Raw genomic sequence first — 11,348 nt, forward strand, 5'->3', positions numbered from 1 at the left:
AACCCGGTGCGGCGCCGGGCAGGTTGGCCACCTTGCCCAGGAGTTGGAGGTTCACCGGTGGAAGTGCCGAGGTCACGGGTCGGCACCAGATTCGGCCCGTACGAGGTGCGCTCGCTGCTCGGTCGCGGTGGTATGGGCGAGGTGTACGAGGCGTTCGATACCGGTAGGGATCGCGTCGTCGCGCTCAAGATCCTGCCCGAACAGCTCGCGCAAGACGCGACGTATCAGGAACGCTTCCGCCGCGAATCGCAGGCGGCGGCCCGGCTGGCCGAACCGCACATCATCCCGATTCACGACTGGGGTGAGACCGGCGGCTCCCTGTTCCTGGATATGCGCCTGGTGCGCGGCGAGAACCTGCGCACGCTGCTGCGCCGGCAGGGAAAGCTCGATGCCGACCGCGCGGTGGCGATCGTCGAGCAAGTGGCCGCCGCACTGGATGCGGCACACGCCGCGGGGCTGGTCCATCGGGATGTCAAGCCCGGCAACATCCTCGTCACCCCGGCCGATTTCGCGTATCTCACCGATTTCGGCATCGCCCGCGACGAGGGCGACAACCCGCACACCACGGGCAGCCACGCCGCCGGTTCCTACACCTATATGGCGCCGGAGCGATTCGACTCGGGGCCCGTGACCGCCCGTGCCGACATCTATTCGCTGGCCTGCGTCCTGCACGAATGCCTGACCGGCGCGACGCCCTTCCCGGCCGAGAGCGTCAGTGTGCTGATCCGGTCGCATCTGTCGGAACCGCCCCCGCGTGCCAGCGCCGCGCGGGCCGGCGTGCCCGAGGCCATCGACGGGGTGATCGCGCGCGCAATGGCGAAGGCGCCGGCGGACCGGTATCAGACCGCCGGACAGTTCGCAGCCGCCGCGCGCGCCGCGCTGGGACTGGGCGGACGGATGCCCGCCGAGTCGAGTACCGCGGGGACGCCGTTCGATTCCGGGACGCCGAAGGTCTTCGGCGCGGAATTGCTCGCGAACACCCCGCGCGGCGGGGACACGCCCTCCGGCCCCAGCCCGGTGGACGTGGCGGCGGCGCGGGACAACGACTACCGCCGCACGCCGGAACCGACGACGTTCCAGCCGTTCGGACCGGACGGACCGACGATTGCGGCAAACTTCCAGCCACGCGGCCCCGTCGCCGCCGGTGACACCGCCGCGAGCGCAGCTGCTGACACGGCCAATGCCGGTGCCGCGCAGCCTGTTTCAGCAGCCGCATCGGCAGGCGCCCCGGCTCCGAACGACGCGGCCGGTGCGGACCGGGCCGCCGGCACCGACGCCCCCGCGGCCACGTCGCGCGCGTACGAGACCACGGGCACGCTGCGCATCATCCCGCCGCCGAGCAAGGACGAGCGCGATACGTCCGGCGATCTGCCGGTCATCCGCCCCGCCGATCCGACGCTGGTCGAACCGGGCGAGTTCCACTTCACGCTGACCGCCGAAACCCCTGCGGCGGAGCCGAAACCGACGACCTTGCCGAGCCTGCCGATGCGCAAGCCACCCGCGTCGGGCGCGGCAGGATCGGCACGGCCGGTCGCAGAACCAGTCGTGCCGCGCGCGGCCGAGCCGGCCCGGCGGTCCGCGGCCGTACCGACCCGCGCGTACGGCGTGCCCGGGAGCGAAGAGGTTCGCGACCGCGCCGACCACTCCGACGCCGAACATTCCGACGCCGAGCAGGATTCGGCACCGGGTTCCGAACACCGCACCCAACTGCTCGACCCGACGCAGTTCAGCACCCGTCCCGAGGCCAACGCGCGATCCGGCGCCGCCCTCTCCGATGCCGACCTCTCCGACGCCGACCTGCAGCCCGGCGAGAAGACCGAACTGATCGACATCTCGCAGTTCCGCACCGGCGGCACCGATCGCACGCCCCGCGACCAGGACACCCGGTTCCTCGATGTCTCGCAGTTCGGCACCGCCGCGAAGGCAGCGGGCGATACGCAGTTCCTCGATGTCGCCGGAGACGAGGGCTACGACGACGCCCGGTACGACGACACCCGCTACGACGACGATCTGCGCTACCGCGACGACCCTCGCTACGAGGAGGACGTCCGGTACGAGGACGACGGCTACGACGACGGCTATGCCGACGACGAGTACTTCGATGACGAATACGCCGTGGCGGCAACGGGTTCGCAGGATTCGCGCCCCGCGAAGCGCTCGCGATCGGTCGCGGTTCCGGTCGTCCTCGGTGTGCTGGGTGCGGCCGTCCTGGCGGGTATCGGCGTGGTCGGCTGGCAGGTCTTCGGCTCGTCGTCGAACAACGACCACCCGGCCACCGCGGCGGGCCCGGCCGCCCCGGCGGTGACCGCCCAGCAACCGGCGACCAGCTCCGCGCCGGCCACGACCGCGGCGCCGACCACGACCGGCACGCCGGCCAATCTTCCGGTCGGCGCGACCCCGTGCTCGCAGACCTCGACAACCCAGGGTTCGTTCGCCAAGACCGCGACCGGTTCCTCGGTGACCTCCTGCGGTTTCGCGGAAGCGGTGCGCAAGGCGTATGCGCAAGCGGCCGAATCCCACGGCGCGACCAGTGCGGCCACCGCCGAGGCCAGCACCTCGATCATCGCGGTGAGTCCGGTGACGGGCCGGTCCTATCCGATGACCTGCACCAGTTCGGGCAAGGTCGTCACCTGTACGGGCGGTGACAACGCGGTGGTCTATGTCTACTGACCCGACGCCCACCGGGCGCCAGGGTCGGCGGCGGTTGTTCTTGGCAGTTGTCCCACTTCTCGTTTCGGCGTGCGCGGCGCACGGTGCCGCGGTCAGTACCGAGCCGGGCCTGTCCCGGCCGCCCGCCGACATGGTGCGTCCGGCGCCCGTTCCCGACTCGACGCCCAGCCTGCCCAGCGGTCTGGTGGCCGGCTTCGCCAACCTGCGCGCGCAGTTACCCGGCCGGATGGGCTTGGCGGTGATGGCCGTGGGCGGCGACCGCGTGATCACGCTCGGCGACTGGACCACGGGAGTCGCCTGGTCGACGATCAAGGTGCCACTCGCCCTCGCGGCGCTGCGCCGGGACCCGGTCGGGCTGGCCGATGTCGCACAGGCCGCCATCACCGCCTCGGACAACGATGCGGCCCAAGCACTCTGGATCGCGCTGGGTGGCGGTGAACCCGCGGCCGAAGCGGTCGAGGCGGTGCTGCGCGAGGCCGGCGACACCACCACCGATGTCGCCGACCGGCACAATCCGGATGCGCGCCAATCCATCGACGACCCCATGGTCTTCGGCGCCACCCAGTGGAGTCTGGTCGATCAGCTGCGCTTCGCCGCCCGGCTGCCGTGCCTGCACAATGCTTCGCGGGTGGTGGATCTGATGCAGCAGATCACCGACAGCCAGAGCTGGGGCCTGGGTTCGTTCGTCGGCGCCGAGTACAAGGGCGGCTGGGGACCCGACGACGACACCGGAGCGTATCTGGTCCGCCAGTTCGGACTGGTGCCGACGTGGTCCGGTCAGCTCGCGGTAGCCCTTGCGGCGCAACCGGATTCGGGCTCCTATGATGACGCGGTCGAAATGATGAACCGGATGTCGGCACTGCTGTCCGAACACGTGCACGAACTGCACGGCGGAGAATGCGAGCGGTGATTGCGCAGTCGTCTCATATGCGCCGTCGACGGTCGGCGCATTTGACCGGCGGGCCGCGACCGCACACAATTCCTCGTCTGACGGATGGTGCCGTGCGGGGCCATCCGCATGATGTGGAGGTGAACAGGTGCACGCACCACTCCGGCCGAGCACGAAGCGGGCCATGGCTTTTCGCGCTGTTCGCTGTGCGGCGGCGCTGCTCGGAGCGGGCCTGTTACTGAGCCCGGTGGCCTGCTCGAACGCCTCCGAGACCAGCATGCCGACCACGACGACCAGGGCGAGCACCTCGTCCGCCCCCGTCACGATGTTCGCGCTGCCGGGTTCGCTGGCAGCCGATTTCACCGCGCTGCGGCCGAGTCTGGACGGGCACGCCGGTATGGCGATCATGGCGGTCGGCGGCCAGCGCACCGCGCAGATGGGCGATTGGACCACCGGCCCCTCCTGGTCGACCATGAAAGTCCCACTGACACTTGCCGTTCTGCGCACCAACGGCAACACCAGCACCTATCAGATGTCGGCGGCCATCACCGAGTCCGACAACTCCGCAGCCGACGGACTGTGGCAGGCGCTGGGCGCCCCCGATGCGGCGGCCAAGGCGGTGCAGGCGGTGCTGCGTGAAGGGGGTGACACCACCACGACCGTCCCCGCGACCCGCTCACGCGCCGAGTACTCGGCGTTCGGCCAGGCCGACTGGTCGCTGGCCGACCAGGTGCGCTGGGCATCGCGACTGCCCTGCCTGCCCGACGCCGACACCGTCACCACGCTGATGGGCAAGGTGGTCTGGGGCCAGCAGTGGGGCCTCGGACATTTGGACAACACCCGTTTCAAAGGCGGCTGGGGCCCCGATCCGAGCGGCAACTACCTGGTCCGCCAATTCGGCCTGCTGACCACACCCAACGGCGATGTCGCCATTTCCCTTGCCGCACAGGCGACATCGGGCACCTTCGACGACGGCACCCAGATTCTCAACAAGATGGCGGGGCTGATCACGAAACATCTCGACGACCTTCCGGCCGGCCACTGCGCGCCCGCGCAGTGACGCCACCGCGCGGCCGCGCATTCACACCACCGCGCGGCCCCGCGACGACCTCACCGCGCGCCCGCAATGTCCGCTGCCTGTGGTAGCCGGTTGCTGTAACCGCCGGTTAACGGGGGCGGGGCTGCGCCGCGCGGCCGGGCGCGGCAAGATAGCGGCATGCGCATCGGAGTCTTGACCGGAGGCGGGGACTGCCCAGGCTTGAACGCGGTCATCCGAGCTGTCGTTCGCACTGCGAACGGCCGCTACGGTGACGCGATCGTCGGCTTCCAGGACGGTTGGCGCGGGTTACTGGAGGATCGCAAGATCCACATCCACAACGACGACCGCACCGACCGGCTGCTGACCAAGGGCGGCACCATGCTCGGCACCGCCCGCACCAATCCCGACGTGCTGCTCGAGGGACTGGGGCGAATCAAACGCACCCTCGACGACAACGGCATCGACGCCCTCATCCCGATCGGCGGGGAGGGCACCCTCACCGCCGCCCACTGGCTCTCCGACGAAGGTGTGCCGGTGGTCGGCGTGCCGAAGACCATCGACAACGACATCGATTGCACCGACACCACTTTCGGCCACGACACCGCCGTCACCATCGCCACCGACGCCATCGACCGGCTGCACACCACCGCGGAATCGCATCAGCGCGTCATGCTGGTGGAGGTGATGGGCCGCCACGCCGGCTGGATCGCGATGAATTCCGGCATCGCCTCCGGCGCCCACCTCACCCTCGTCCCCGAGGTGCCCTTCGACGTCGACGAGGTGTGCACCATGATCAAACGCCGCTTCCAGCGCGGTGATTCACACTTCATCTGCGTGGTCGCCGAGGGCGCGAAACCCGCCGAGGGCTCGTTCCATCTGCGCGAGGGCGGGGTCGACGAATACGGCCACGAGCGGTTCACCGGGGTGGCCCACCAGTTGGGCGTGGAGATCGAACGCCGCATCGGCAAGGAGGTCCGCACCACGGTGCTGGGCCACGTCCAGCGTGGCGGCAAGCCGACGGCCTACGACCGGGTGCTCGCGACGCGCTTCGGCCTGCACGCCGCCGAAGCGGTCCACGCCGGCCAGTTCGGTCAGATGGTGGCGCTGCACGGCACCGAGATCGGCCTGGTGTCGCTGGCGGAGGCCACCAAACAGCTCAAGCTGGTACCGACCGATCGGCATGGGGAGGCCGCCGCGTTCTTCGGGTGAGGGAGGCCGGCGCCGCGCCGGCGGCGCGGCCCTATGCCATGGGCATGTCGTTGCACCAGGTATCGAACTCCTGGTACGTCTTGCCCTCCTGCAAACCGGGCCAGTACTGACCGTGTGCGACGATCAGATATCGCGATCGCGCCGAGTCCCGGAACGCGATGACTTTCCAGAATTCGTTGGGGATCGCGGAGTCCGCCGACTTCCACATGTAGCTGTCGTATTTCACGTCGCTACCCGTGACGCCCGCCCCCTTCCGGTTGGCGGGCAACCCCGCGACCACGCGCTGCGCATCCGACGACGAGTCGTAGGACAGGACCGCGTATTCAGGCTTGTCCACCGCTCCCCAGCAGTCCCACGCGGCGGTCCACGAACCCAAACGAAGATCGGCGGCGTCACCCGGCGTACGCAGGGTTTTGCCGTCGGTCTCGCGGAAACAGGACTGGCCGTCGTATCCGGTGCCGCTGCTTCCCACACCCGAGGGCTTCACCAGCTGCGGGAACGTCGACTTCAGAGCGGCGAAATCATTGCCCTTCGAGTTCTTCTGCAGCACCACCACCACGATCGCGACGACGACGGCCACCACCACCAGCACGGCGACGATGATCGCGGCCACCATCGCGCCCGAGCGCTTCGGGGGCCGCGGCCGGTATCCCGGGGCAGGCGGGTAGCCGGGCGGCGGCGCGGAATACCCTGCGGGAGAGGGCCTTGCGGGCGATGGCATCCCGGGAGGAGGTGCTGCGGGAGAGTGTGTCGCGGCCGGCATCGGCACCCGAGCGGACGCGGCATTCGCCGGGCCGCCGGTATTCGCGGCCGACGAATATTGCTGTCCCCCAACGGGAACCACGGTCGGCACGCGAGCACCGTTCGCCGGCGGATATCCCTGCGTATGGGTGTCGGGGTGCGGTCCGGCGGGCATGCCTGCACCGTTCGCGGGCGGGTATCCCTGCGTGTGGGTACCAGGATGCGGTCCGCCGGAAACTCGCGCCGAGTTCGGCTGCACGAGCGACGGCCCGCCGGGACGGATCAGCGTCGGAGCCGCACCGCTCACCGGCGGCGCCCCCGCGGGCGCGGTCAGCGCCGCTCGCGCCGCGGCCGCGAATTCCGTACAGCTGCTGAATCTTTCGGAGGCTCGCTTGGCCATGGCGCGGGCGATCACCGCGTCCATCGCCGGGGACAGTCCGGCGCGCCGCGCACTGGCCGGCGGGACCGGCAGTTGCAGGTGGCCGCGAATGACCTCGGTGGGATGTTCGGAGTCGAACGGCCCGGTTCCGGTGAGCAGCCAGTACAGGGCACAGGCCAGCGAATACTGATCGGAGCGGTGGTCGAGTTCGACACCGGTCATCTGTTCCGGCGAGGCGTAGGCGAGGGTGGCGGTGAACATGCCGGCCTGGGTGAGGTGCGTGGAATCCTCACGCAGGCGGGCGATTCCGAAGTCGGTGAGGAAAACACGTTCTCCCTTGCCGCTCACCGCCCGGGCCAGCAAGATGTTGGCGGGCTTCACATCTCGGTGCAGCACACCGTTGCCGTGTGCGTAATCCAATGCGTCGGCGACACCTTCGATGATCTGCACCGCGCGCTCGGGCGGCAGCGTCAGCGGATTCACCGTCGCGGCGTCGACGCCGTCCACATACTGCATGCAGATCCACAGCTGATCGTCCTCGACGCCGCGGTCGTAGACGGCGACGATGCCGGGATGATCGAGTTGTGCGCACAGATCGGCCTCGCGTTCGAAACGGGCGCGAATCTCGGCATCGGTGTACAGCTCGCGATTCAGCAGTTTCAACGCGGTCAGCCGGGGCAGGCGCGGATGCCGCGCGAGATAGACCGATCCCATCCCTCCCTGACCGAGCAGTCGCTCCACGGTGAAGCCGGCGAACACGTCACCGTTGTTCAACACCTACGTTCCCCCTTCCGGCGACGTACCAGGTGGGGATCCTACCCGGATCGCTCAGCCCGGCGTGACCAGGCCGGATTCGTAGGCGATCACCACCGCTTGCGCGCGGTCACGCAGATCGAGTTTGGAAAACACCTTGGAGACATGGGTTTTCACGGTCTGCTCGGCGACGAACAGTGCCTCGGCGATCTCGGTGTTGGACATGCCCTTGGCGATCAGCTCGAGGACCTCGCGTTCACGCGGGGTCAGCGCGTTCAGGGCGGGAGCGGGTTTCGGGCGCGCGCGGCGACGGGTGACATCGGCGATCAGGCGGCGGGTGACCGTCGGCGCCAGCAGCGCCTGTCCCTCGGCGACCACCCGCACCGCGCGGACCAGTTCGTCGGCGGGCGCGTCCTTGAGCAGGAATCCGCTGGCGCCCAGGCCCAACGCCTCGTACACGTAGTCGTCGATATCGAAGGTCGTCAGCATCAGCACGCGCACCGGCGGATCGAATCCGGCGGCCAGAATGGCGCGCGCCGCCTCGAGTCCGTTCATCTCCGGCATGCGCACATCCATCAGCACCACATCGGGTCGCAGCCGTTTGGCCTCGGCCACCGCGATCGCGCCGTTGGCCGCATCGCCGATGACGCTGATATCGGGCTGGGCGGCCAGCAGCGCGCCGAACCCCTGCCGGACCATCGCCTGATCGTCGGCGATCAATACGGTGATGGGCATACCCGCCTCAGATGAATCTGATGATCGACAGCAGCCCCGCGACCAAGCAGTAGACCGCGAACGGCAGCAGTGTGCGGGACTTGAAGAACCGTTCCAGGAATCGCACCGCCAGCCACGCCGCGATGCCGGCGACGATCGCCCCCACCAGCGCCTGTCCGTGGATGCCGGCGGCCTGCGGACCGGCCAGCTCCGGCAGCTTCAGCACGCCCGCGGCCAGGATGACCGGGGTGGCGAGCAGGAAGGCGAATTTCGCGGTGTCCTCGTGGTCGAGTCCGCGCAGCAGACCGCCGACCATCGTGAGGCCGGAGCGGCTGAATCCGGCCAGCAGCGCACCGGATTGGGCCAGGCCGATGCCGAGCGCGTCCTTGACCGACAGCGCCGCCAGCCGCTCGTCGGAGGGGACCTCGAGATCCTCCTGGAGCGCCACACCGCGCGCCTGCGCGTCGGCGCGGGCCTCGTCCGCGGCGAAGCGGCGACCGTATTCGGCCAGCGACGGCGCGTTGCGCCGGCGCAGGCCCTCGCCGACGATCAGCACCACGCCGTTGAGGGTGAGGAAGATGCTCGCGTAGATCGGCGTCGCGAACAACGTGCGCAGCGGATGTTCCAGCAGCAGGCCGAGCACGCCCACGGGAATGGTCGCCAGCACGATCAGCCAGGCCAGCCGCTGCGACGAGGTCTCGATGCGCCGGGTGCGCAGCGTGGTCACGAAGCCGATGATGATGTCGCGCCAATCCCGCCAGTAGTAGCCCAGCAGTGCGAGCGCGGTCGCCACGTGCAAGGCGACCACGAAGGCCAGATACGGGGTGCCGTTGTCGGAGTCGCCCTCGGTGACCAGCTTCTCCCAGCTGCCGCCCAACCAGGCCGGCACCAGCACGGAATGGCCCAGGCTCGAGATGGGGAACAATTCGGTGACGCCCTGCAGCGCGCCGATCACGATGGCTTGGAAATAGGTGAGCATCGCCGCTAAGTCTTACACGACCGCGCGCTCAGTTCCGCGCGCCCGGCAGGGCAGCCGCGGCGGGTGCCTCGACGGTTCCTTCCGCGACGAGGATCGGTAACCGCGCGTACACCTGGAAGCCACCTTCGGAGCGCGGGCCGGCGGCCAGCATGCCGCCGATGGATTCCGCCCGGGCCCGCATTCCGGAGATACCGCTGCCGTCCGAGCTCACCACCGGCACCCCGCCCGTCCCGGCATCGTTGGCGACCAGCACCTCCACCGCCTGCACCGCCACCGTCAACGTCACGGTGACCGCCGCGCCCGGCGCATGCCGCGAGACGTTCGACAGCGACTCCTGCACGATCCGGTACAGCGCGAGGCCGACGGTATCGGGGACCGCGGCGAGCGGACCGTCGATGGTCCAGTCGATGCGCACACCCGCCCGGCGCACGCCGTCCAGAACCGACACCACGTCCGCGGCGACCGGTTGCGGCGCGTGTTCGGGCAGCTGACCGTCGCTGCGCAGGACGCCGAGCATACTGCGGATCTCGTTGAGCGCCTCCCGGGCGGAGGCGCCGATGGAGTCGAACTCCGCACGGGCCGCGTCCGACACGTCCGGCACCCGATAGGGCGCGGTCTGTGCCTGCACCACGACCATCGACATGTGGTGGGCGACCACGTCGTGCAGATCGCGCGCGATGCGAGCCTTCTCCTCGAGGATCGCGCGGCGAGCCCGTTCCAGTTCGTTCTGTTCCTCCTGCCGCACCAGCGCCTGCCGCGACAGCACCAGCCAGCGCACCAGCAGACCGAATCCGACCAGCCCGGTCATCGCCAGCGGCCAGCCGAAACCCGCCTCCGCGAACGAGCTGGTGCCCGCCATCGTGGTCGCGAACAGCAGTGACGAGGCGATCCACGCGATCAGCACGATCTGCATGGGCGCCCGCACCGCCACCGCGAACAGCAACGCGAACAACACCAGAATGTGCACGACCTGGTACGGCAGATCGTTGCCCGGCTGATGCGGGATGGCCAGCGCGATCAGCAATGCCGCACCGGCCGAGATGGCCCAGCCCAGCGCCGGGTTGACGCGGATCAACGCCAGCGGAAAGACCGCCAGCGCGGCGATGAACGGCTGTGCGGCGGCCGGCACCTGATGGGTGAGGTGCAGGGTCGGCCAGCCGACCGCGAACAGCGTTCCCACGACCACCACCGTCGCCATGTCGAACCACAGCCGCGCCCGGCCCGGAGTTCGCGCCGCCGCCCGCGCCTGCCGCGCCACTCGTATCGCCCGTCTCATGGTGACGAGCCTAGGAATTTCCCGGCGATCCGTCCTCACCCCCGGGATCGACATCTCGCCCCCTACCGGGGTATGAGACGGCCGACCGCGCGCACCCCGGTAGCGGTGCCGAAATCGATCCGCAGCGTGAGGTGCGCGCCGGTTCCCGATTCCTACCTTCGACCGCCATGAGCGAAATTGCGGATGGGTCGGGGGACGGGGCCGGCGGGACCACAGTGGTCGACGCCGGGCCGGGACGCGACGGCCGATGTGCGCGGCGCGGGCACGACGGTACGCTGTCGGCCGCGATGCCAAGTCGGGGCGGGGCGCGCAGGTGCGGTGTAAAGCGTTGGCGGCGTGGGCCTTTGCGCGTGATCGCCGGATTCGTCGCCCTCGTCGCGGCGGTGATCGCGATTCTGGTGTCGTCATCGCCGGGGGCGGGGGCGGCCGAAGTCGGACCCGCGCCGGAGAATGCGGCCGCGCGCGATGCGGTGCGGGCGCTGACCGGTGACCGGCCGGAGCTGGCGGTGATGCCCGCGGATTTCGCTGCGACACAGGGGTATCGGCCGGTTCAGCTGGCAGGTATGCCGGTCGATCCGTCCGGTGAGTGCTCCTCGCCGATTCCGTTGCCCACCGAATTCGACACCGCCTGCAAGGCCCACGACCTCGGCTACGACCTGCTGCGCTACGCCGCAGATCGCGGCCATCCCCTCGGTCCAT

At 69.7% G+C, this 11,348-nt stretch carries 8 protein-coding genes; 4 read left to right on the plus strand and 4 right to left on the minus strand.

The features are described 5' to 3' along the window. The first annotated feature begins 57 nt into the window (after window positions 1–57). From A5780_RS42945 to A5780_RS03645, 4 genes are all read left to right on the plus strand, one after another. Window positions 58–2,670 (plus strand): protein kinase, encoded by a 2,613-nt coding sequence (locus A5780_RS42945; protein WP_369829506.1) that lies wholly within the window; start codon window positions 58–60, stop codon window positions 2,668–2,670. After that, window positions 2,660–3,580, plus strand: coding sequence for a hypothetical protein (locus A5780_RS03635; protein WP_051755103.1), 921 nt, complete (start codon window positions 2,660–2,662; stop codon window positions 3,578–3,580). Before A5780_RS42945 ends, A5780_RS03635 begins: the two co-directional genes overlap by 11 nt. 163 nt (window positions 3,581–3,743) lie before the next feature. Beyond that, entirely contained in the window at window positions 3,744–4,619 is an 876-nt protein-coding gene (locus A5780_RS03640; RefSeq protein WP_063018705.1) for a hypothetical protein, read from the plus strand. Between the two features lie 156 nt (window positions 4,620–4,775). Further along, window positions 4,776–5,807: an ATP-dependent 6-phosphofructokinase gene (locus tag A5780_RS03645; protein ID WP_030512937.1), complete on the plus strand. Its 1,032-nt coding sequence runs from the start codon at window positions 4,776–4,778 to the stop codon at window positions 5,805–5,807. A gap of 31 nt (window positions 5,808–5,838) precedes the next feature. Here A5780_RS03645 and A5780_RS03650 read toward each other — a convergent pair whose 3' ends face one another. Genes A5780_RS03650 through A5780_RS03665 form a run of 4 tightly spaced genes read right to left on the minus strand, consistent with a single transcriptional unit; the run spans window position 5,839 to window position 10,649 of the window. Continuing rightward, window positions 5,839–7,704 (minus strand): serine/threonine-protein kinase, encoded by a 1,866-nt coding sequence (locus tag A5780_RS03650; RefSeq protein WP_064907704.1) that lies wholly within the window; start codon window positions 7,702–7,704, stop codon window positions 5,839–5,841. A 51-nt stretch (window positions 7,705–7,755) separates the two neighbouring features. Continuing rightward, entirely contained in the window at window positions 7,756–8,415 is a 660-nt protein-coding gene (locus A5780_RS03655; RefSeq protein ID WP_036503935.1) for a response regulator transcription factor, read from the minus strand. Window positions 8,416–8,422: 7 nt separating this feature from the next. Next, window positions 8,423–9,373, minus strand: a complete 951-nt coding sequence (locus A5780_RS03660; protein WP_063018709.1) for an undecaprenyl-diphosphate phosphatase — start codon at window positions 9,371–9,373, stop codon at window positions 8,423–8,425. 28 nt (window positions 9,374–9,401) lie between these two features. Next, entirely contained in the window at window positions 9,402–10,649 is a 1,248-nt protein-coding gene (locus A5780_RS03665) for a sensor histidine kinase (RefSeq protein WP_082857434.1), read from the minus strand. Window positions 10,650–11,348: the final 699 nt, after the last annotated feature.

The organism is Nocardia sp. 852002-20019_SCH5090214 (genome assembly GCF_001665865.1).
Classification (GTDB): Bacteria; Actinomycetota; Actinomycetes; order Mycobacteriales; family Mycobacteriaceae; genus Nocardia; species Nocardia nova.

Bases quoted from the DNA above. Each gene is read 5' to 3' on its own strand.
- A5780_RS03635 (WP_051755103.1), top strand. From the start codon at position 2,660: ATGTCTACTGACCCGACGCCCACCGGGCGCCAGGGTCGGCGGCGGTTG.
- A5780_RS03640 (WP_063018705.1), top strand. From the start codon at position 3,744: ATGGCTTTTCGCGCTGTTCGCTGTGCGGCGGCGCTGCTCGGAGCGGGC.
- A5780_RS03645 (WP_030512937.1), top strand. From the start codon at position 4,776: ATGCGCATCGGAGTCTTGACCGGAGGCGGGGACTGCCCAGGCTTGAAC.
- A5780_RS03655 (WP_036503935.1), bottom strand. From the start codon at position 8,415: ATGCCCATCACCGTATTGATCGCCGACGATCAGGCGATGGTCCGGCAG.
- A5780_RS03660 (WP_063018709.1), bottom strand. From the start codon at position 9,373: ATGCTCACCTATTTCCAAGCCATCGTGATCGGCGCGCTGCAGGGCGTC.
- A5780_RS03665 (WP_082857434.1), bottom strand. From the start codon at position 10,649: ATGAGACGGGCGATACGAGTGGCGCGGCAGGCGCGGGCGGCGGCGCGA.